This is a genomic window from Bradyrhizobium sp. (assembly GCF_049512235.1).
Classification (GTDB): Bacteria; Pseudomonadota; Alphaproteobacteria; order Rhizobiales; family Xanthobacteraceae; genus Bradyrhizobium.
The window spans coordinates 1-21,146 of the sequence record NZ_JBEKXH010000014.1 but is presented as its reverse complement, the minus strand read 5'-3'; the positions used below and the strand labels follow the sequence as shown (position 1 = coordinate 21,146).

19 protein-coding genes are annotated in these 21,146 nt (G+C 64.1%); 8 read left to right on the top strand and 11 right to left on the bottom strand.

Annotation, left to right across the window (positions count from 1 at the left end; translation table 11 throughout):
* Positions 1-39 precede the first annotated feature (39 nt).
* Genes ABSG20_RS02580 through ABSG20_RS02570 form a run of 3 tightly spaced genes read left to right on the top strand, consistent with a single transcriptional unit; the run spans position 40 to position 4,578 of the window.
* Positions 40-1,644 carry a carboxyl transferase domain-containing protein gene (locus tag ABSG20_RS02580; protein WP_423862916.1) on the top strand — a complete coding sequence of 535 codons (1,605 nt, stop codon included), beginning with the start codon at positions 40-42 and terminating at the stop codon, positions 1,642-1,644.
* 2 nt (positions 1,645-1,646) lie between these two features.
* Positions 1,647-3,653: an acetyl/propionyl/methylcrotonyl-CoA carboxylase subunit alpha gene (locus ABSG20_RS02575; RefSeq protein ID WP_423862915.1), complete on the top strand. Its 2,007-nt coding sequence runs from the start codon at positions 1,647-1,649 to the stop codon at positions 3,651-3,653.
* Between the two features lie 7 nt (positions 3,654-3,660).
* Positions 3,661-4,578, top strand: a complete 918-nt coding sequence (locus ABSG20_RS02570) for a hydroxymethylglutaryl-CoA lyase (RefSeq protein ID WP_423862914.1) — start codon at positions 3,661-3,663, stop codon at positions 4,576-4,578.
* Between the two features lie 102 nt (positions 4,579-4,680).
* On the opposite strand, the gene ABSG20_RS02565 is transcribed toward ABSG20_RS02570, so the two are convergent.
* The 3 genes from ABSG20_RS02565 to ABSG20_RS02555 are packed head-to-tail and all read right to left on the bottom strand — an operon-like array spanning position 4,681 to position 7,603.
* Positions 4,681-6,039 (bottom strand): TRAP transporter large permease, encoded by a 1,359-nt coding sequence (locus tag ABSG20_RS02565; protein WP_423862913.1) that lies wholly within the window; start codon positions 6,037-6,039, stop codon positions 4,681-4,683.
* On the bottom strand, positions 6,036-6,590 hold the full coding sequence (locus ABSG20_RS02560; RefSeq protein WP_423862912.1) for a TRAP transporter small permease: 555 nt from the start codon (positions 6,588-6,590) through the stop codon (positions 6,036-6,038). The genes ABSG20_RS02565 and ABSG20_RS02560 overlap by 4 nt, the downstream gene beginning before the upstream one ends.
* The gene (locus tag ABSG20_RS02555; protein WP_423862911.1) at positions 6,587-7,603 is read right to left on the bottom strand and encodes a TRAP transporter substrate-binding protein; all 1,017 of its coding nucleotides are present in this window, start codon (positions 7,601-7,603) and stop codon (positions 6,587-6,589) included. Before ABSG20_RS02555 ends, ABSG20_RS02560 begins: the two co-directional genes overlap by 4 nt.
* A gap of 336 nt (positions 7,604-7,939) precedes the next feature.
* Between ABSG20_RS02555 and ABSG20_RS02550 the strand changes: the two genes are divergently transcribed.
* A complete protein-coding gene (locus ABSG20_RS02550) occupies positions 7,940-8,167 on the top strand; it encodes a pentapeptide MXKDX repeat protein (protein ID WP_423862910.1) in 228 nt (75 codons plus the stop codon).
* Positions 8,168-8,246: 79 nt separating this feature from the next.
* Here ABSG20_RS02550 and ABSG20_RS02545 read toward each other — a convergent pair whose 3' ends face one another.
* Positions 8,247-8,591 carry a DUF6481 family protein gene (locus ABSG20_RS02545; RefSeq protein WP_423862909.1) on the bottom strand — a complete coding sequence of 115 codons (345 nt, stop codon included), beginning with the start codon at positions 8,589-8,591 and terminating at the stop codon, positions 8,247-8,249.
* A 235-nt stretch (positions 8,592-8,826) separates the two neighbouring features.
* Between ABSG20_RS02545 and ABSG20_RS02540 the strand changes: the two genes are divergently transcribed.
* Positions 8,827-9,000, top strand: a complete 174-nt coding sequence (locus tag ABSG20_RS02540) for a hypothetical protein (RefSeq protein WP_423862908.1) — start codon at positions 8,827-8,829, stop codon at positions 8,998-9,000.
* Here the strand turns inward: ABSG20_RS02540 and ABSG20_RS02535 are convergent.
* Both ABSG20_RS02535 and ABSG20_RS02530 read right to left on the bottom strand, forming a co-directional pair.
* On the bottom strand, positions 8,984-9,859 hold the full coding sequence (locus ABSG20_RS02535) for a copper chaperone (protein WP_423862907.1): 876 nt from the start codon (positions 9,857-9,859) through the stop codon (positions 8,984-8,986). The two genes, ABSG20_RS02540 and ABSG20_RS02535, sit on opposite strands and share 17 nt — an antisense overlap.
* Positions 9,860-9,871: 12 nt before the next feature.
* Positions 9,872-11,398 carry a tyrosinase family protein gene (locus ABSG20_RS02530; protein ID WP_423862906.1) on the bottom strand — a complete coding sequence of 509 codons (1,527 nt, stop codon included), beginning with the start codon at positions 11,396-11,398 and terminating at the stop codon, positions 9,872-9,874.
* 378 nt (positions 11,399-11,776) lie between these two features.
* On the opposite strand from ABSG20_RS02530, the gene ABSG20_RS02525 reads away from it, so the two are divergent.
* Positions 11,777-12,115 carry a hypothetical protein gene (locus ABSG20_RS02525; protein ID WP_423862905.1) on the top strand — a complete coding sequence of 113 codons (339 nt, stop codon included), beginning with the start codon at positions 11,777-11,779 and terminating at the stop codon, positions 12,113-12,115.
* Between the two features lie 358 nt (positions 12,116-12,473).
* On the opposite strand, the gene ABSG20_RS02520 is transcribed toward ABSG20_RS02525, so the two are convergent.
* From ABSG20_RS02520 to ABSG20_RS02505, 4 genes are all read right to left on the bottom strand, one after another.
* Complete coding sequence (locus ABSG20_RS02520) at positions 12,474-12,716, bottom strand: hypothetical protein (RefSeq protein WP_423862904.1); 243 nt, start codon at positions 12,714-12,716, stop codon at positions 12,474-12,476.
* A 49-nt stretch (positions 12,717-12,765) separates the two neighbouring features.
* On the bottom strand, positions 12,766-15,066 hold the full coding sequence (locus tag ABSG20_RS02515; RefSeq protein ID WP_423862903.1) for a tetratricopeptide repeat protein: 2,301 nt from the start codon (positions 15,064-15,066) through the stop codon (positions 12,766-12,768).
* 175 nt (positions 15,067-15,241) lie between these two features.
* A complete protein-coding gene (gene solA / locus ABSG20_RS02510; RefSeq protein WP_423862902.1) occupies positions 15,242-16,390 on the bottom strand; it encodes an N-methyl-L-tryptophan oxidase in 1,149 nt (382 codons plus the stop codon).
* Positions 16,391-16,490: 100 nt separating this feature from the next.
* Entirely contained in the window at positions 16,491-16,964 is a 474-nt protein-coding gene (locus tag ABSG20_RS02505; protein WP_423862901.1) for a hypothetical protein, read from the bottom strand.
* 363 nt (positions 16,965-17,327) lie between these two features.
* Between ABSG20_RS02505 and ABSG20_RS02500 the strand changes: the two genes are divergently transcribed.
* Positions 17,328-19,064, top strand: coding sequence for a tannase/feruloyl esterase family alpha/beta hydrolase (locus ABSG20_RS02500; protein ID WP_423862900.1), 1,737 nt, complete (start codon positions 17,328-17,330; stop codon positions 19,062-19,064).
* A gap of 465 nt (positions 19,065-19,529) precedes the next feature.
* Here ABSG20_RS02500 and ABSG20_RS02495 read toward each other — a convergent pair whose 3' ends face one another.
* Positions 19,530-20,435 (bottom strand): VOC family protein, encoded by a 906-nt coding sequence (locus ABSG20_RS02495; protein ID WP_423862899.1) that lies wholly within the window; start codon positions 20,433-20,435, stop codon positions 19,530-19,532.
* A 318-nt stretch (positions 20,436-20,753) separates the two neighbouring features.
* On the opposite strand from ABSG20_RS02495, the gene ABSG20_RS02490 reads away from it, so the two are divergent.
* Positions 20,754-21,128 carry a CsbD family protein gene (locus ABSG20_RS02490; protein WP_423862898.1) on the top strand — a complete coding sequence of 125 codons (375 nt, stop codon included), beginning with the start codon at positions 20,754-20,756 and terminating at the stop codon, positions 21,126-21,128.
* Positions 21,129-21,146: the final 18 nt, after the last annotated feature.

Here is a 21,146-nt window from a genome sequence, read left to right as displayed (position 1 = left end):
GCTGCGCAAGTTGCGACGCACAATAAACCGCTGAAGGCCATGCCGCTTCACTCCACCACCGACCCCACCTCGTCCGATTTTGCCCGCAACGCGGAAAGCATGCGGGCGCTGGTCGCGGAGCTCAGGCAAAAGCTCGATTCCGTCTCCGGCGGCGGCGGCGAAGCCTCGCGTATCAGGCACACCTCCCGCGGCAAGATGCTGGCAAGGCAGCGTGTCGATCTGCTGATTGATCCCGGCACGGCATTTCTCGAACTGTCGCCGCTGGCGGCCTACGGCCTCTATGGCGGCGACGTGCATTGCGCCAGCATTGTCACCGGGGTCGGGCGCATATCCGGGCGCGAGTGCGTGATCGTCGCCAACGACGCGACCATCAAAGGCGGCACCTATTATCCGATGACGGTGAAGAAGCATCTTCGGGCCCAGGATATCGCGCGGCAGAACCATCTGCCATGCGTTTACATGGTGGATTCGGGCGGCGCCTTCCTGCCGCAGCAGGACGAGATCTTCCCCGACGAACGGCATTTTGGCCGCATCTTCTACAATCAGGCGCAAATGTCCGCAGCCGGCATCCCCCAGATTGCGATCGTGATGGGCTCCTGCACGGCCGGTGGCGCCTATGTTCCGGCAATGTCGGACGAGAGCATCATTGTTCGCAACCAGGGCACGATCTTTCTCGGTGGACCGCCGCTGGTGAAGGCGGCCACCGGAGAGGTCGTCACGGCAGAGGAGCTGGGTGGCGCCGACGTGCATTCGAGGCAGTCTGGCGTCACCGATCACTATGCGCAGAATGACAGCCATGCGATTGGGATTGCGCGCCGCATCGTGGCCACGTTGAGGCAGCCCATCCGCGCCGCCTTGAATATGCGGGAGCCGCGCGAGCCGCTGTTTGCGGCAGACGAAATCTATGGCGTGGTTCCGGTGGAGGGGCGCAAGCCGTTCGACGTGCGCGACATCATTGCGCGGCTGGTCGACGGTTCGGAGTTCGACGAATTCAAGAAGCTGTACGGCCAAACCCTGGTGTGCGGCTTCGCCCATATCTGGGGCTATCCGGTCGGCATCATCGCCAACAACGGGATCCTGTTCAGCGAAAGCGCGCTGAAGGGCGCGCATTTCATCGAACTGTGCTGCCAGCGCCAAATTCCCCTGGTGTTCCTGCAGAACATCACCGGCTTCATGGTCGGCAAGAAATATGAAGCCGGCGGCATCGCGCGCGATGGCGCCAAGCTGGTCACGGCAGTAGCAACGGCTAATGTGCCGAAATTCACGGTCGTGATCGGCGGTTCCTATGGCGCCGGCAATTACGGCATGTGCGGGCGCGCCTATAGCCCACGCTTCCTGTGGATGTGGCCGAACGCGAAGATCTCGGTCATGGGCGGGGAACAGGCGGCGATGGTGCTGAGCCAGCTGCGGCGCGACAATATCGAAGCCCGGGGCGACAGCTGGAGCATCGAGGAGGAGAACGAGTTTCGGGCGCCGACCCGCGCGCAGTTCGAAACCCAGGGCAACCCCTATTACGCCACTGCGCGGATTTGGGATGACGGCGTGATCGATCCCGCCGATACCAGACTGGTGCTCGGACTGGGGCTTTCGGCGGCGTCCAATGCGCCGATAGAGCCCACTCGTTTTGGCCTGTTCAGGATGTGATGATGGATCGCGCCAAACTGTACCGGCCGTTTCGTACCCTCTTGATCGCCAATCGCGGCGAGATCGCTTGCCGGGTCATCCGCACGGCCAGGGCGATGGGCCTGCGCACGGTCGCGGTTTATTCCGAGGCCGACCGCGGCGCGATGCATGTCGCCATGGCCGACGAAGCTGTGCTGCTCGGCCCGGCGCGGGCGCGCGACAGCTATCTCAACATCGCGGCCGTGATCCAAGCGGCGCAAAAGACCGGCGCTGAGGCCGTGCATCCCGGTTACGGCTTTCTGTCCGAGAGCGCCGAATTCGCGCAAGACTGCCTCGATGCCGGCTTGATATTCGTCGGTCCGACCGCCGCCATGATCCGGGCGATGGGCTCGAAATCCGGCTCGAAGATGCTGATGGAGGAAGCCGGCGTGCCGCTGGTGCCCGGCTATCACGGTCATGACCAGGATGAAGCCACGCTGGCCGAGGCGGCCGACAGAATAGGTTTTCCGGTACTTGTAAAAGCCTCCGCCGGCGGTGGCGGCCGCGGCATGCGCATCGTGCGCTCGGCGGGCGAACTCGCCGCCGCGGTTGTCAGCGCCCGGCGCGAGGCCAAGGCCGCGTTCGGCGATGATCGCATGCTGATCGAGAAATTCGTCGCCAATCCCCGGCATATCGAGGTGCAGATCATCGGCGACAGCCACGGCAATCTGCTGTCGCTGTTCGAGCGCGAATGTACGTTGCAGCGGCGCCATCAGAAGGTGATCGAGGAAGCGCCATCGCCGACGCTCGACGCCAGCGGGCGCGAGGCGGTGTGCGCGGCGGCGCGCAAGGCGGCCGCCGCGGTCGGCTATGTCGGGGCCGGCACCATCGAGTTTGTGTCCGACGGCAAGGAGGTGTTCTTCATCGAGATGAACACCCGCCTGCAGGTCGAGCATCCCGTGACCGAACTGATCACAGGCATTGATCTGGTGGAATGGCAGTTGCGGGTGGCTTCAGGCGAGAAATTGCCGCTGACCCAGGACCAGATCCGCCTCAACGGTCATGCCGTCGAGGCGCGGGTGTATGCGGAAAACCCGCACAAGAATTTCATGCCTTCGGTCGGCCGCATCCGAACCTGGCGGCTGCCGGCGCCGTCCGGCGGCCTGCGCATCGATGCCGGCTATCGCGAGGGCGATGCGGTCTCGCCGCATTATGATGCCATGCTGGCCAAAATGATCGCGTGGGCGCCGACCCGCGAGGCCGCGTTGGATCGGCTCGTTCGAGGCCTTTCGGAATCCGACGTTCGCGGCATCGTCACCAATATTCCGTTCCTGTCAGCGCTACTGACGCATCCGGACGTGCGCGCCAACGTCATCGACACCGGTTTTATTGAGCGCGAATTGAAACATCTGACGCCGGAGCCGCGGTCGCCCGGCGACCTCGAACTATGCGCGGCCGTGGCGGCCATCCTCGGCTTGGAGGCAACAGCGTCGCGCACGCAAGCGTCCTCGCCATGGTTGACGTCGGGGTGGATGCCGGTGGGCCGGCGGCATCGGCTGTTCTCGTTCCGGCAGGGCCAGGGGCCCGAACAAACGGCCAGCCTGCACTATGGTAACGGCCCCGCGACTTTGTCGATCGGCGAGCGCGAATTTGCCTTCGCGTTCGCGCCGGCCGCCGAAGGCGGGTTCGATCTCACGCTCGACGGCATCAAGTCCCGCATCGTCGCCGTGGTCGAAGGCCACGACCTCTATCTGCGAACCCGCAATGGCCGTTTCGACCTGCACTGGATCGATCCGTTCGGCGGCGACGCCGAGGAGCAGGTCGGCGAAGACAAGATCGTCGCGCCCTTGCCCGGCACCGTGGTGGCGCTGTTGGCCGAGGAGGGTGCCCACCTCGAAAAGGGTGCGCCGATCCTGACGCTTGAGGTCATGAAGATGGAGCAGACCCTGCGCGCGCCGTTCGCGGGCGTGCTCAAGGTGATCAAATGCAAGGTTGGCGATATCGTCGCCGAAGGCGTCGAACTCGCCGAGGTCGAACCTCTGGTTTCGTGAGGTGAGCATGAGCGATACCGTGCGCATCGTTGAAGTCGGCCCGCGCGATGGCCTGCAAAACGAAAAGACCCCGGTCGGCGTCGCCGATCGCATCGCCTTCATCGAGGCGCTGCTCGGCGCGGGGCTGCACACCCTGGAGGTCGGGGCCTTTGTGTCGCCGAAGGCGATCCCGCAGATGGTGAATTCGGATGCAGTGCTGCGCGGCATCGAGCATCACCCCGAGGGCGAATTTCACGTGCTGGTGCCGAACCTGAAAGGTTATGAAGCCGCGCACGCGGCCGGCGCCCGGGTGATCGCGGTATTTGCGTCGGCGTCGGAGGGATTTTCTCGCGCCAACATCAATTGCTCGGTGGCCGAATCGATCGAACGCTTCAGGCCGGTGGTCGCCCGCGCCAGGGCCGACGGCGTCAAGGTGCGCGGCTATGTTTCCTGCGTGCTCGGCTGTCCCTTTGACGGTGAAGTCAGGCCGGCCGCGGTGGTCGAGGTGGCGAAAGCGCTGTGGGCTCTCGGCTGCTATGAAATCTCGCTCGGCGACACCATCGGCGTCGGCACGCCGCGGAAGGCGCGGCATCTCCTGCGCGCGCTCGCGGGCGAGGTGCCGATGGCCCATCTGGCGATGCATTTCCATGACACCTACGGCCAGGCCTTGGCAAATCTCTATGCCGGAATGGAAGAGGGCGCCCGCATCATCGATGCCGCCGCCGGCGGTCTCGGCGGCTGCCCCTACGCGCCCGGCGCCACCGGCAACGTCGCCACCGAGGACGTGGTCTACATGCTGGAAGGCATGGGCATTGCGACCGGCGTCGACATGACAAAACTGGTGGCTGCGAGCAATGCGATCGGCCGCCTGATCGGACGGCCGCCGGTCAGCCGGGTGGCGGCGGCGATCAATGCGAAGAGCCGCACGAAGGCGAAGGGTGGGTAAAGCGAAGCGTGCCCACCATCTGACCCGCGGATACTCATGCAGTTGGTGGGCACGGCGCAAAGGGCGCCTTTGATTTGCCCACCCTACGAGCGACGTGTTGGCTCATCGTCCCCCGTCCGGCCCCATCAGCAGATCCGGCAGATACGTCGAGATCCCCGGGACGAAGCACAGCACCAGCACCGCCGCCATCATCAAGAGCACGAACGGCAGCGTGCCCCAGATCACGTCGCTCAAGGGAATGTCCGGGGCGACATTGCGAATGACGAAAATATTCAGGCCGACCGGTGGATGAATGAGGCCCATCTCCATCACGATGGTCATGACGATGCCGAACCAGATGATGTCGAAATGGGCTGACCGTAGCGGCGGCAGGACGATCGGCGCTGTCATCAGGATGATCGAGACCGGCGGCAGGAAGAAGCCGAGCACCACCACCATCACCAGGATCGCTGCCAGCAATCCCCATCGCGGCAGCGCCATCGCCACAATCTCTTCCGCGACCGACTGCGAAATGTGCAGATAGCTCATGACATAGGAATACAACAGCGACATGCCGATGATCATCATCAGCATGGTGGACTCGCGGATGGTGGACTTCAGGATCGGCGACAGGTCGCTCGGCCGCCACACGCTGTAGATCAGCGCGATCAGGACCAGCGCCAGCAGGCCGCCGAGCCCTGCGGTTTCCGACGGCGTCGCATAGCCGCCGTAAAGCGCGATCATCACGCCCGTCAACAGCAGCACGAACGGCAAGACCCGTGGCAGAACGCTGAAGCGTTCGGCCATGGTGAATTTTTCGCGCGTAAGGATGGCCGAGGTTACCCCGGTCTTGGCGTGGAGCGCCTCGGCCACGGCATATTCGCGGCGGAAGCGCAGCACCGCGTAGATGCCGAACAACGTCACCAGCAGCAGGCCCGGTCCGATGCCGGCAAGGAACAGCCTGCCTAAAGATTTTTCCGCGGCGACCGCGAACAGGATCATCGTGATCGACGGCGGCAGCAGGATGCCGAGCGTGCCGCCGGCGGCGATGATGCCGGCGGCAAAGCCGCCGGAATAACCGCGTTTGCGCATTTCCGGGATGCCGGCCGAGCCGATCGCCGAGCAGGTCGCAGGCGATGAACCGGCCATTGCCGCGAACAGCGCGCAGGCGAACACATTGGCGACGCCGAGCCCGCCGGGAACGCGGTGCAGCCAGGCGTGCAGCGCCGAATACAGGTCCTGCCCGGCGCGGGATTTGCCGATTGCGGCGCCCTTGAGGATGAACAGCGGGATCGACAACAGCGTGATCGAGGCCATTTCCTCGTAGACATTCTGCGTCACGGTATCGAGCGAGGCCGCCGGCATGTAGATCGCCATGAATGCCACGGCGACCGCGCCCAGCGCGAACGCGATCGGCATTCCCGAAAACATCGCCAGCAGGGTGGCGAGGCCGTAGCTGATGCCGATGCCGAGCACGGTCATCGCCGCGCCGCAGCACTGAGCGGAACGACGATCTGCAGCAGGATCTGCACGCACAAGAGCGTCATGCCACAGGCCATCAGGCCATAGGGTATCGCCAGCGGCGGCGACCACATCGAATTCGAGACCTGGCCGTCGGTCCAGGCTTCATGGGTCAGCGTCCAGGATTTCCATGCGAAGAACGTGCAGAACAGAAAACTCGCGACATCGACGAGCCACAGCCTGATCCGGTTGACCACCGGCGACAATAGTCCGACGAACGCCTCGATGCCGATATGGCCGCGCTGCCCCTGCACATAGGCCGCCGTCATGAAGGTCGCGCCGACCAGCAGGAACACCGCCGCCTCGTCCTGCCAATAATTAGCGCTGTGAAACAGCGCCCGACCGAGCACACTGTAGCTGAGGATGGCGCATGCCGCGATCAGGGCCGTGGCCGCGGCCGCGACAATGAGGTTGTTGAAAAACGCCAACCCGCGTTCGAACGCCGCCACGAGACCACGGCCCGCGGCGGCGCTGGAACGGTCATCTTGATCCCCACGCCCTCCATGCATCATGCGGGGACGTCGGAAGCGAGCTTCAACAGGTTGGCCGCGGTCGCGGTTTTCGCGGCATAGTCCTTCCACGCGGTATCGCGGGCGATGTCGCGCCATTTGCCGACGGTTGCAGCATCGAGCGCGCTGACCTTGGCGCCGGCCGTCTGGTAGACTTTTGCCACTTCAATGTCGTCATCCTGCGCGCCCTTCGTGCCGAAGGCCTCAAGCTCACGGCCGACCGTCAAAATGATGTCCTGCTGATTTTTCGGCAAGGCATCGAAGATCGACTTCGACATCATCAGCGGCTCCAGCATGAACCAGTACGAAGCCCCGGCACCGGAGGTCAGGAATTTTGCGACCTCTTCGAGCCGGAACGAAATCAGGCTCGTGGAGGAGGTGATGCCGGCGTCGCAGGCGCCGGTCTGCATCGCCGCATAGATCTCGTTGGACGGCACCGACAGCACGGCCGCGCCGGCGGCCTGCAGCACCATATCCATTTCGCGCGAACCACCGCGGACCTTGAGTCCCCTGGCGTCGTCCGGTGTGACCAGCGGGCGCGAACGGCTGGCGACGCCACCGGCCTGCCAGACCCAGCTGAGAAGGATGATGCCCTTGTCGGCCAGGAAATCCGTCAGCGCCTTGCCGATCGGCTGCTTCTTCCAGTTCATGCCCTGGTCGTAAGTCGAGACCAGGCCGGGCATCAGGCCGATATTGGTTTCCGGCAATTCGCCGCCTGCATAGGGCATCGGATACAGGCTGATATCGAGCGCCCCCTTGCGCATCGCCGCGAATTGCGCGTTGGTCTTGATCAGAGACGAGTTCGGATAGACTTCGGCCGCTATTTCGCCGCCGCTGCGTTTGGCCACTTCCTCGGCGAATACCCGGCAGAGCCGGTCGCGAAAGTCACCCTTGTCGATGGTCCCGCCAGGAAACTGATGGGATATCTTCAATTTGGTTGCGGCTTGGGCGGGGCCAAAGCGCAGAATGGCCGGCGCCGCAAGCGCTGATACGAGGACATGACGCCGTGTCAGCATGGTAACCTCCCCTGGACGCCGTTGATTGGATGGGTCCCGACCGATCGCTCAAGGGCATTTCCAGCCCGCGTTCGCGCCCAATTTTCACTTGGTCTATTAGTTCGAAGCCGTGCAGGAAGGAAGCGTCGACCTTGCTGCGGCGCACTTTTGCCGCAGGATTCGATCGGAAAGAAGGCCGAATGGCACGGTTTTGCCGACCTCATCCCGAGCCCAGGCGGGCGCAAGGAGCAGGTCGCGGAAAAATCTTCAAGTCGCGGGTAACAAACGGCAACGCGGACCGTTGAGAACATGGCGGCAGCAGTCGCTTGAAAACCATTTCAAAGGGATGACCAACCAATGACCATTACGACCCGCCTCGCGCTCGGAATTTCGGCCGCCGTTCTTTCGCTCAGCCTGACGCTCGCGCCTGCCGCCTTCGCCCAGGACAAGATGGGCAAGGACGACGCGATGAAGAAGGACACGATGTCCAAGGATGGCATGAAGAAAGACACCATGGCCAAGGACAAGATGTCGAAGGACGGCATGAAGAAAGACGAAATGAAGAAGGACGAAATGAAGAAGTAGCCTCCCGCACCATCGCCTTGCTGCAGGCTCGCTCCTTCGGGGGCGGGCCTGTCGCATCTCAAGGGGAGCTGTAGCCGCGCTATTTTCGCTTTTTGCGCGCGGCATAGCGCGCATCCCGCGCGGCCTTGCGTTCGGCCTCGAGTGCGGCTTCTCTGGCCGCGGCCTCCTCCTTTTCCCGCGCCAGCTGGGCGGCGGCCGCTGCCACTGCCTCGGCCTCGAGCCGGGCTTGCTCGGCCTTCTCGGCTTCGCGCGCCAGTTTGGCCTTGGCACGTCCGGCCGCCTGGGCTTCGCGCTCGGCCCGCCGCGCCGCTACAGCGGGGTCGTCAAGACCCGGCTGGCTACGAAATTTGTTCAGGATGTCCTGCCTGGCTTGCTGCGCCGCCTTTTGCCGGTCCGCGAAGCTAGGTTCCTTGAATCCACTCATTTGAACGAGCCTTGTCACTTTCATGGTTGGTGGTGAGGGGAGCAGTCCCCCGGGCGGCGGAGTATGCACAACGACGGCGCCGGCACGAACAGCAGCGGTTTACATCGGCGCGCGCCGGGAAGCCATCAAATATCCGCCAGCCGGCGCCATGTCGCGCGAAAATTAGCCCGATCATGCTAAACCATGCCGTCGTTGCAATCATTCACGGCAATTTTATCCGGGACTTGATAAAACCATGGGCGATCACGACCAAGGCGGAAGCCGGCGCCCCGCGATTGCAGGGCTGGTCATTGCGGTTGTCCTGCTGGCGGTAGGGCTGTGGCTCGCCCGTGAACTGACCGCGAGCAGCAAGATGCAGGATTGCCTGATGTCGGGACGCACCAACTGCGCCGTTATTCCCGCGCAATGAGGGCAGCTTTTGCGGATGACGCGGCCCGGAGGTTGCGACGGTATTTTGTCAGCCACGCGGGATCCGCTGCCATGCGGTGCAAAATCGCAAGGCCCGGCTTGCGCCGAGCCAGTCGCATCCGCGCCTGCGCCGTGGCGATGCGCAGGGCCTTGCCTGGACCGCGCCAGCGCCACGCCAGCGGCGCGGCATTTTCGAGCCGCTCGGCGAAGACAAACAGCGAGATGGCGATCATCGCCAAGAGGTGACCGCGCCCGACAACCAGCGGCAGCAACATCAGCGCCCAACACGCTCCGGCGCACGACACGCCGTTGGTCAATCCAAAAGCGAAAGCGTCACGGTCGGCGGCTGCGCCGAACGCTCTGAGCTCCGGTCGGCGATGGCAGCGATTGAGGCACCACTGCTTGGCGGGCGAGACCTGCCAAACGATCGCAACCGCCAGTGCAAGGCCGAGGCAGACCGGCGGCGCCGGCACCGCCCATCGCGCGGCGAGCGCAACCGCCTGCAGCCCTGTGCCCGCGGTCATCCACACCGCCATATAGCCGGCGACGAAGAGCAGCATCGCGCGCCCGCGCCGGCGGGCAAAGCTGCGGTTGCGAACATGCCGGAGCGGCGCGATGGTGAGCGGCGACATCATCGCCGCGACCATCAGCGCCCAGCCCGAAGCGAGCTTCAGCGGAGTATTGAACGCGAGCGCGAGGTCGAAGGAAACCGACAGCGGCGCCACCGACAACTTGCCGCCGGAGCAGAAGGCTGGAAGTACCAATTCGCCGCCATCGAGCGCCAGCATCGACCATGCGGCGAGGCCGGTCGATGCCAACACGACCAGCCAGGTGTCGAGCCGGGGCGCCGCGTCCCGCATCTGGCGGCTCCGCTATCTGCTTTGCCGGAAGATGCTGATGCGGCCGATTGAAACCTTCGCCGCCTCCGGCACCGGGTGGCGCGGCACCAGCCGGACGTGGATTTCGTTGGCGTTGAGCGCGCCGGCGAGGTGCAGCTTGTCGATGACGTGGCTGATCTCAAGCACGAAGGTGAGGCCATTGCCCGCGTGCTTGTCGTCGACCTTGGTCGCTTTGCGCACGCCGAACAGCGCAATGCTTCCGGCCAGATGGTCAGGATGGCTTCGCGGATCGTCGCCGTCGGGAACGTTGATATAGACGCTGAAGGCGGTCGCGTCGTGGAGCCCGCGGACATTCTCCAGGTTCAGGAAGATGCGATCCGGCGCGGCCGGCCCCGCGGCCGTGAGGCTGGCGGACACCTTCTGACGGACTGCGGAGTCGAGCTTGACCGAGGTCCTGGCATCGGTGCCGCTGACCTTCAGGCTCTGGGTGTTGACGCCGAGCAGTTCAACCTTCTTGGGCCCGGCCATGACGGTGCTCCCGATATCTGCCGCCGTCAAATTCGGTCGCAGCCGCTGCAGCCGCGCCGCCAGCTGTGGTGTTCCGGCCGCCGGCGATACATCATCATAAGCATAGTTGAGCTTTGCAAGGTCGCTCAATTGGCCCGGCGTGTAGGTCCAACTCACCCCGCCCGGCATCGGCAGCATGAAGGCGCGGTCCCCGACGGCCGGCGGCCCGTTGACCCAGTTGGTTTGGCTGGGATCCACATCCGTGGTCGGGTTCTCCCGCCAGACCTCCCACAGCCGGTCAATATTGGCATGATGCAGCCAGAAGATCGGATCGAGCCCGGCCGTGTCGGGATCGGACATCAGCCCGGGCATGTTCGGGTTGGTCGGGTCGCTGCCGCCGACCAGACCGTGAACATAGTCGTGCGGCTGCGTCTCGACTCCGCCATGGACGTCGCCGCTGTGACTGAAGCCGGTGTTGACGCCGCCGAAGCCGGGGCTGCCGCCGCTGGTGTCGCCGGTGAAGTCGGGGTCCGCCAGTGCGTTCAGGTTGATTTCATTGACCGGTACATAGACATTGCCGTCATTGTCCGGACCATAGCGCTGCGGAACAAACAGCGGATTGTCGCCGCTCCCGTCCGGCCAGTCCGGCGAGGCGAAGGCCGGAGGCAGCTTGAACTGGTTCGGCTTGAAATAATTCCAGTATGGGAGGGCCCAGTCGGCGGGGCCGCCGAGTTTTACCACGGCATCGCGGACGATGGCTTCGAGGGCGATCAGATAGCCGCGGTGCCACGGCAGGAAGTACCAGCTGCCGTGCTGGCACTCGTTCCAGTAGGCGGCAATGTCCGCATCGCTCGGCATCGGTTCTTCGGGATTAAAGTATCCGAGTTGCTGCCACAGGCCCTGGTCGATGCCGTGGATGGCACCGTAGAACCGCCAACCCGTCGGTTCGCTCAGTGCCCGCGCCTTCATCGCCTTGACCCCACGGGCATACCAGAGGATCGGATCGGCCCAGTCGCCGCCCAGTTCCCAGACATTTTTTCGTGTAAAGGACATATCGGCCTCCCCTTCGATGCCACCAGGCGTATCGCCGGCGGTGCAAACAGCTGACACTATCAAGCAGAGAAAGTTATTAGCAATACCACCCTAACGAGATCGGTGCGAGCGGCACGTCCGGCGCAAAAACCCGCGTCGGCGAGAGCAGGCTTTGCCGCGAGGTCGTGACCGCCCCTGACATGGGCTCGGTTCGGCATTGGTAGCGCAGCCGGCAACCGCGGCGTGTGAAGCGTCTCACACTTCACGGACGAAACTGCGCCGGCGGAGGAGGAGGGCGGTCATTGACCGACATACCGCGCCTTTCCTCGGCTATTATTTTGATGTCCGATCCACCGCCGCCGCCTTGCATCGACGTTCCCCGGCGCTACGATGCGCCGCATGCGCAAGAGCCGAACCGAGCTGATCGAATGCTACGACTGCGGCAATGCGGTTTCGTTCAGCGCTGCCAGTTGCCCGCATTGCGGCTCAAGCGAGCCCGCCGGTCCCTATCAGTTCAGCGCAATAGAACGCCGGCGGCACAGGATCGAAGCCAGGAACGATCGCAGCCTGATCGTCATCGCCGCGGTCTCCGGCGCGATCGGCATGCTCTACGGAGCAGGTTCCGGCGGCGGGATGCTCGGTGCGATCGCGGGCGCGTTCGGCTACGGGCTCGTGGGCGTCCTGGTCGGCGTGCCCATCGCCTTCGCGGTCAACATGACGCGCTGGCTGTTGCATTGAGCCGCTACTCCGCAACCCGCCCCACGATCTAACTGCGGATTTCTATTGGACCGATTCCGTGAAACCTATCATTTAAGGCCACGGGCATTGGCCTCTCACTCCCTCTCCCGCTCTTCGCGGGGGAGGGTGGGGTGGGGGCGCGGCATCGGCGGTGTTGGTTATGTGTGGCCGCGATACTCCATCGATGGATTTTCGCCCGGAGCTTCCCCCACCCCAACCATCCCCCGCGAAGAGCGGGAGAGGGAGCGTAGCATCGCGAGCGTCGATATGATCAAAACTTCGGAAACGCTGGAGTAGCCAACGCCCGCGCCTGCAAATCCTCCATCCCAAGCAGGGTCTTTGCCATGCCGGTTGCGCCCTACTTCGAGGCGTTGGCGATCTTGTGCTCAAGATGGTTGGTTTCGTGATCGCGGCGGAGCTGGCTCAGCGACGTCTCGTTCAGCTGCAGCATCACCTCGCTCAGCTTCTCGGTCTCGGGATAACCGGCGGCGAAACTCGGCCCATAAATCTTGCGCAACGTGCGGATCAGGGTATTGCCGTGCTTGTGGCTGATTTCGCCATCCTTGTTGCGGTGGCGATTGTCGAGACCTGGTTTGCTCATACCGCGCCCTTTCCTTGCAGCCCCAGCGCGATAGCCTGTGCCTAAGAGGTCAGGATGGCAATAGGTCTTTGTTGCGGTGTCCGGTGAATTCGAGCAGCGCTTCGCGGACCCGCATTGTCACGCTGCCCCATTCGCGGGTCTCGCGCTGCCGAAACAGCCGCGCGCTTGGATACCAGGGGCTGTCGTCGCGGTCGAGCAGCCAGCGCCAATCGGGCGCATGCGTCAACAAGATCCAGACCGGCTTGCCCAATGCGCCCGCAAGATGGGCGACGCTGGTGTCGACGGATATGATGAGATCGAGCTGCGATATCAGCGCCGCCGTATCGGAAAAATCTCCGATCTCCCCACTGAACCTGAGCATGTTGCAACTCTCAAGGCTCGCCGCGTCGCCGGCGCGAACCTCCTTTTGCAGGCTGACAAAGGTCGCCTCGATGTCGAGAAGCGGCAGCAGATCGCGCAGCCTCATCGACCGCTCCCGATCCCTGACATGTTTGGTATTGCCCGACCAGGCCAGCCCGATCCGAAGGGAGCGTTGGGTCCCAAGCAACGCACGCCAACGGTCCAGGGCTCGCTTGGGCACGCGCAGATAAGGCGTCGTTGAGGGGATCGTCTCCAGGCGCGACTGGAATGCCAGCGGCAGGCTGGGAAGCGGGCATTGCAAGTCGAAGTCCGGCAGAGCATCGCCCTTGGCGATGACTTGCGCCGTGCCGGCAAGACCGGTCATGAGCCCGCACAGCGGCTCTTCAACTTCCATGATGACGCGTGCGCCCCGTGCCTCGACCAGCGGCACGTAACGGCAGAACTGAATGGTATCGCCAAATCCCTGTTCGCTGTGGAGCAGGATGGTCTTGCCGGCGATATCGTCCTCGCCGAGCCAGAGCGGCTCTCGGAAATCGCGCTTCGTGATTCCCGTGGATGGAGCCTGGCGGCGCCACTGGTATTCGATCCATCCACGCTCGAAGTCGCCGCTGACGAGGCTCGACAGGCCCTTGAGAAAATGCGCGTCGGCATAGTCCGGACGCAACGCAATCGCCGCATCGTAACTGGCCCCCGCCTCATCGAACCGCTTCAGGTGATAGAGCGTAATGCCCCGATTGACGAGCGCCTCGGCATAGTCCGGCCGCAAGGCAAGCGCCGCATCGTGGCTCGCCAGCGCCTGCTCGAGCCGCCGGAATTTATCCAGGCTGGCACCGCGCCGATCGAGCACGGCGCCATCGCCCGCGGCGATGGCATGTTCCTGATCCGCCGATGCCTCGTCATGCCGCGCGAGGTCATGCAAGGCGACGCCGCGACTGGTAAGTGCCTCGACATTGTCCGGCGCCAGGGCAAGCGCAAGCTCGAAGCTCTGCAGCGCCTCGCCGGATCGTCCCAGCTCATGCAGCGTGGCGCCGCGATTGACCAGAGCCTGGGCCTGATCCCCGCTGAGGGCGATGGCGCGGTCGTAGCTCATCAGGGCCGCATCGAACTGCTTTTGATCGTGCAGCGTGTCGCCGCGGCCGACCAGCGCCTCGGGATAATCCGGACGCAAGACCAGCGCGGCATCATAACTTGCCAGCGCTGCATCGAACCGCCGCAGCTTGTGCAGGACAACGCCGCGGTTGTAGAGCGCTTCGACGTGATGCGGCTGCAGATCGAGCGCCGCCTGGTAGCTGGCCAGCGCTTCTTCACGCCGCCCGAGTTTATTCAGCGCATTGCCGCGATTGCTCAGTGCATCGGCATTGTCCGGCCGCAGCGCGAGGGCGCGATCGTAATCCGCGACCGCCTCGCCGTATCGCTTCAGCTCATGATGCGTGATGCCGCGATTGACCAGCGCCTCGACGAAGTCGGCGCGCAACGCCAGGGCTTGGTCGTAACTTTTGAGCGCGTCCGGATGCCGCCGCAACGCCTGCAGGGTTACGCCGCGATTGTTGAGCGCCTCGGGATAGTCGGGCCGCGCGGCGAGCGCACGGTCATAGCCGGCCAGCGCCTCGTCGTAACGGCCAAGCTCTTGCAGGATGCCTGCACGATTGTTGAGAACTTCGACATGGTCGCCCTGCAGGGCGAGCGCACGGTCATAGCTTTCCAGGGCCTCGCCGTAGCGCTTCATCTGTTTCAGCACCGCGCCGCGATTGTTGAATGCCTGGATGAAGTCCGGCCGCAGCGACAGCGCGCGATCGTAGCAGGAAAGCGCCGCCTCGTTTCTGCCCAGCGAGGTGTGGATGACGGCCAGGAGATTCAGCGTGGCGGCGGAGCCGGGATCGGCCGACAATATTTTGCGACATGTCTGCTCGGCCTCGGCGAGCCTGCCCGCATGATAGAATTTCAAGGCGATATCGAAGACCTCTGATATCGTCAGTGAAACCGTCGTCATTCCGATATGCCTCCATTTGAGCCGGGACCGCCCGCGGAGCCGGGCTGCAGCCTTCGTCGCGGCGAAGGCCGGCCGCAGACAGCGATGCGCGATTGCCGGCAAAGCCGAACGATCTCGCTCTATCTGACTCGCCCGGATACTGGCCAGCGCTGATCGGGCTTCCATCCGCCCGGCTTCAACGCTGATCGGCAAACCCGGAGAACCTGTCGAGCCGAAAGGCCTCGGGCGCATCGATCTCGGGGTCGAGGGCCATGTCTGAAAGCATGGCACCGATGGCGCTGGCGAACTTCGCGCCGTGACCGGAACAGGGCGAAGCCACGAGGATCCGGCGATCCCCGGGCAGCCGATCGATAATGAACTCGTTGCCGTCATCGGCGCGCACATCGGCTTTCACCGTGTTGGTGTAAAGGCAGATGTCGCGATCGACGACCGGCCCGGCGGCGCCGGGCACGAACCTTGCGAGTGTCGCCCGGACCGTTTCCAGCTCGTCATCACGCGCTGGCGGGGACCATTTATCGGCGCCGACGATCGGACCATGGTCGTGCTGCGCCGCCTTGACGCCGCGGCCCTCGAAGTCGGGAAAACCGTAGATCACGCCGCCTTGGCCCTCGATGATGAAGATCGGAAACTCGCCATAACCAACGGTTTCGGGTTTTGCAGGAGCGAACCAACCGACCGCCTGGCGGGTCACCGTGAGGTAGCGGCCAAGCCCCGGAATAAAAGCCGAAATCCACGGACCCGCGGCGACAATGACCTGTTCGGCCATGACCTCCTGGTCCGGCGTGGTGATGCGGATGCCGCCCGGCGTCGGCCGCATCTTCGCCGCGGCCGCCACGATACGACCCTCGGCCCCTTCGCGGAAGGCGCCGATCGCCGCCTCGGCCATCAGGATGCCGCCGCTTCCCTGGACGACGACGTCCCAGTTCGCCGGCAGGTTGAAGGCGGGAAATGCCGCATTGGCATCAGTGCCGGTGGCGGGGCCGCCGATGGCGCCCTTGCGCGCCGCGGCGGCGCGGGACGCCGCCACCAGCCTCGACCCGGGCGGGCCAGCTTCCAGCACACGGCTTGGCTTCAGAATGGTGCGGCCGCTCGCCTTCTCCAGCGCCTGCCAGCCCTTGAAGGCCCGGTCGCTCAGCTCGGTGTAGGCTTCGCTCTCGAAGTTGAAGCGGCGGTAGATTCGGCAGGAGCCGTGCGAAGAGCCGCGGGCATCGCCGACCGCAAGCGGATCAAAGCCGAGCACGTCGGCCCCGCGGCGCGTCAGCGCATAGAGCGCGGAGCTCCCCATCAGGCCGAGGCCGATGACGGCAATCCCACAGCTGCGCATGGCTTCCGCTCCCTCGTTTGCGTTTTACACCGCGACGCCTGGCGGGTTCGAGTCAAGTCGGAGGGTTTTTGCGCCTCGGCGCATTTTTGAAGCGTTATATTCAGGGCGGATCAATAGCTACAGAATAAAATTGGTTGCGGCTCCGCCGGGGAAGAGACGCGGGCGACGGGGTTGGTTCCGATCCAGTCCGGGCTGTTCCTGGATCGCCACACACAGTTGATGCTTCGATGCGGAACATATCCGGGCGCGGCAGCTTTTCCTTCCTCACCAGTGAAAGGAAGCACACCATGAGGTTTACAAGCATTGGTTTGGCCGCGGCGCTGACACTTGCAAGCACGTTCGCGCTCGCGCAGAGCGGCACCGGTTCTGCTGCCGGCAGCTCAGCGCCAGCTGCAAGCGGCACCACCACCAGATCGACAACGGCGGGAACGACAACGGGCACCTCGACGAGTGGCGCGAACGGTGGCCTCGGCAATGGAGCCGGGAGCGCTGCTGCCGGAGCGAACAGCAGTGTAAACCCGTCGGGAAATAGCCTGATCAACACCTCGCCCAGCGGATCGACGTTGCAGCCCACTCCCGGCGCGGGTGTCCGACGGTAGATGCCGAGTCCGTAGCGTCGGCAGACCGGCAGCTAGTAGCGCGTAGCCCGGATGAGGGAAGCGATATCCGGGATGTTCGCGTTTACAATGGCCCCGCATGTCGCGGAGCCTGTCATCGGGCGGCGCGTTCGCGCCGACCCGTTGGCTCATGCGGGCTTTTCGCTTCCGTTATCGCGTGATCGGTCGGACGGACGCCTTGACGCCCTTACGCGAGATCATCATGAAGCGCGTCCGTGAGTTCTTGGCGCATGCACGTGTCGCACGTTGCGGCTGTGATATCGATCGGCTATTCTCGCGGTCCTACAAAGCGACAACAAAAAACAATCGGGGAGGACCTAATGATACGTCAGCGACGCTTTCTTGTCGGCGCGGCCATGGGCTTGTTTGCCTCTGTCGCGATCGGCGGCACGCCGGCCATGGCGACGCCGTGCACCAATCTCATGGGCTTGCAGCTGCAGCATACCACGATCAATTCGGCAACGGACAACACCAGCGGGGTCTTTGTCGACCCCACCACCAGCCCGCCGACCACCTATGGCGGTCTGCCGGCCTTCTGCAGGGTGACCGCGACGCTTACTCCCAGTTCGGATTCCAGCATCCGAATCGAGCTCTGGCTGCCCGAAAGCGCATGGAACGGCAGATTCCTCGGCACCGGCGGCGGCGGCTTCCAGGGAGTTATCACCTACGACGAACTCGCCATCGGCATCAGGGCCGGCTTTGCGGCGACCAACAGCGATCTCGGCACCGGTTCGTCCGGATGCAATCCCTTGTACTGCGGCTCCGACGGCAACATGGGCAATCCGCTGGCGACCGCGTTCGGCGATCCGGCGGCGCCGTCGACGGGCTTGTTCGGGCATCCCGAGCGGATCAAGGATTTCGGCTACCGGGCGATCCATTTGATGACCGTGCGGGGCAAGGAAATCGCGGGCGCCTTCTACGGGCAGCACGCGGACAAATCCTATTTCGCCGGATGCTCCACCGGCGGCCAGAACGCCCTGATGGAGGCGCAGCGCTTCCCTGAGGACTATGACGGCATCCTGGCCGGCGCGGCCGCGTTCAACCGCACGCACCTGCATATGGCGGGGCTTTCGGCGTGGCAGAACACCCATGCGAGCCCGGGCCGCTTCATCCAGCCTGGCCAGATGACGCTGATCAACCAGGCCGTGCTCAAGCAATGCGTCGGCCAGGACGGCGGTGCCAGCACCGATCCGTTCCTGACCGATCCGCGCGACTGTCATTTCGACCCCAAGGCATTACTGTGCACCGGCGGCAATATGCCCCCCGCCTGCCTCACGGCCGAGCAGGTCACGACCATGCGCAACTACTACGCCGGCACCATCGACCCGGTGAACGGGCAGGTCATCAATCCCGGCTCCGAACGCGGCAACGAGACCGACAACGTGCTCGCGCTCGGCCTGGCGTTCTCCGAACAGCTTCCCGAGCCGGCGTTCGACGGCCTGTTCTACTGGGTGTTCGGCCCGAGCTTCGGCTATCCGGCAGGTGCGGTCAATTTCGCCAATTTCGACTTCCACCACGACGTCGACACGGTCGATGACCGGCTTGCCGCGGTGCTGAACGCGGACAGCAGCGATCTCGGCGCCTTCCGCGCGCATGGCGGCAAGCTCATCATGTACCACGGCTGGGCCGACCCGCTGATCCCGTCGCCGAGCAGCATCAACTACTTCAACGCGCTGGTGGCCAACGACATCAGCGGCTTCCAGCAGGCAGGCTTCGCCGGCAATGACCGGGCGGCGCTGGGGCGGACCCAGAACTATGCCCGGCTGTTCATGGTGCCCGGGATGTATCACTGCTCCGGCGGACCCGGCCCCAACACGTTCGATGCGCTCACGCCGCTCGTCACCTGGGTCGAGACCGGCGTCGCGCCGCAGACGATCACAGCCACCAAGTTCGTCAACGACACGCCGCCCGCGGTCCAGATGACCCGGCCGCTCTGCGTCTTCCCGGGCGTCGCGAAGTACACCGGCAGCGGCAGCACCAGCATCGCGGCGAATTTTACCTGCGTTGCCGACGAGAACGACTTCAACCAGACGCCGGCCCCCCAATACGGGCCGTGAAGCGCGCGACGCCGGCGAGGTATGTTCTCGCCGGCGTCTCGCTTGTGAAGCCGGACGGCCCCGGTTCCGGCGTGAGCCGCTAGGCTTTGCGCTAAATCACAATCGAAAAGCCCCGCGACACCCGGGGCTTTTTTGCGGGACCCTGTCACCGTCTGATCAGGACGGTTCGACGGGGTGCCCTGATCACGTAGTACTGCGGCGATTGGACCGGGCGGACAACGTTGTTTGTCATCGGGCGCGGCGCATTCTGGGCGGCAATTCCTTTTTCGCGGACCAGGTTTCCGTAGACATCACGTTGGTTCGAAATCCCCTGAGCGCCGACCAGCGAGGGGGATGCCGCGAGAACAACCAGAGCCAAAACCGCACGACCGAGCGTCATTTTCCGAACCCTTGTTTCATGCCGGTCGCTTCGGCAGGGGCGATCATGCCGGAGATAACCTCATGGCGACAAAAACGGACAAGCCTTTATCTAGCCGAGGAATGGATCTCGGCAATGTAGCCGCCGGGGAATTGCACGACAGCGGCTTCACGTTCATCGGTTTTGAATGCATCGACCAGGACGGATGCTCCAGAGGCTTTTGCCTTGGTCAGGGTCGCACCGACATCGGCCACTTCATAGCCCATGGTTTCGCGACCGAAGGGGTAGGGCAGATGGCCATCGCTGACCAGCACGGTGATCTTGCCGAACATCGAATAGATCCGGACTCGGCGATAGATGTCGCCGGGTCGCCCGATTTCCGCACCCGGCGCGCGCGGGTTATCCGAGACAATCTTGCCTTGGGCGAATTCGACAAAGCCGCGGATGAAATTGGCCGCCGCCTCGGGCGCAACATAGACCCGGTTCTCCGGAACGGTTTGCAGCGGAGGATAGGAAGGCGCCTTGGTGTGCCAGTAGAGCTGCATGTTGACGCCACCCGGCCACTGCACGACAACATCACGACCAATGGCGTCGGGAAACGGGGCGACGAGAACGGCGGCGCCGGCCTTCCTGGCGGCGTCAACCGCGGCATCCATGTCCGTCACCAGATAGCCGGTGCGCTCCTGGCCGAACGGATAGGGGATCGGTGTCTTGAAGCCGAACAGCGAGACCAGGCCGACCGGCGTTGTCAGGGCCTGCCAATCAGCGGTGCTCGGCGTCGGCGTGACGGTCACGACCGCCGGCTTCGAGCTTGTTCCGCCGAAGGTCGCAAGAAAGCTGGCAGCGAAGCGATCCATGTCTTCGGCCGCGACATAGACGTGCGTGGTGCCGTATTGCGGGCCCACCGCAAGCTGCTGCATCTTGACGGCAGGCCGGGCATCCGCGAGTCCGGGCTGCAGGGTGACGGCCGCGGCCAGAATGGCGGCCACACCAAGAGGTCTCATCTGATCCATCAAAAGGCTGGTCTGTTTTGGCGAGAATAGGCGACCGACCAGGTTTTCGCAACTTTCATCGTCACACTCATCCTCACAGGTCCATCACCCGTCATTGCGAGCGCAAGCGAAGCAATCCAGAGCTGCGTAGGCCGCGCGGTGGATTGCTTCGTCGCAAGCGCTCCTCGCAATGACGGTGGAAACAAGGGCGCCCACAAGGGGCACCCCTACGTCATGTCGATGCCGGTGGCGACTGAACCCCAAACCTGTGGCGTGCGGGGAACCGAAGCGGATCCTGTCAGTTAGCCTTGCTGGATTTCAGCTTGAGGAGTGCGCGCCATGGACAAGGATCGAATTGCCGGATCGGCCAAGGATTTCACTGGCAAGGTCGAGGGTGCCGTCGGCGATATCGCCGGCGACGCCAATACGCAGGCAGCCGGCCGCGTCCGGGAGGCAGCAGGTGCGGTGCAGGATCTTTACGGTCAGGCCAAGGATACGGCGCGTGGCGCCGCGGATGCCGCCAGAAGCTACGCCAAGGATGCGTATGAAAAAAGCGGCGATACTTTCAATGACAGCTCGCAAGCGCTTGCGAAGAAGGTACAGGACAGCCCGCTCAACTCGATCTTGATTGCGGGTGCGATCGGCTTCGCGCTGGGACTGATCATGACGCGATCGCCGCGCCGTTCGCCGCAGCGCTGGCGATACTACAATTAGGCCCGGCTGCCAGAACGG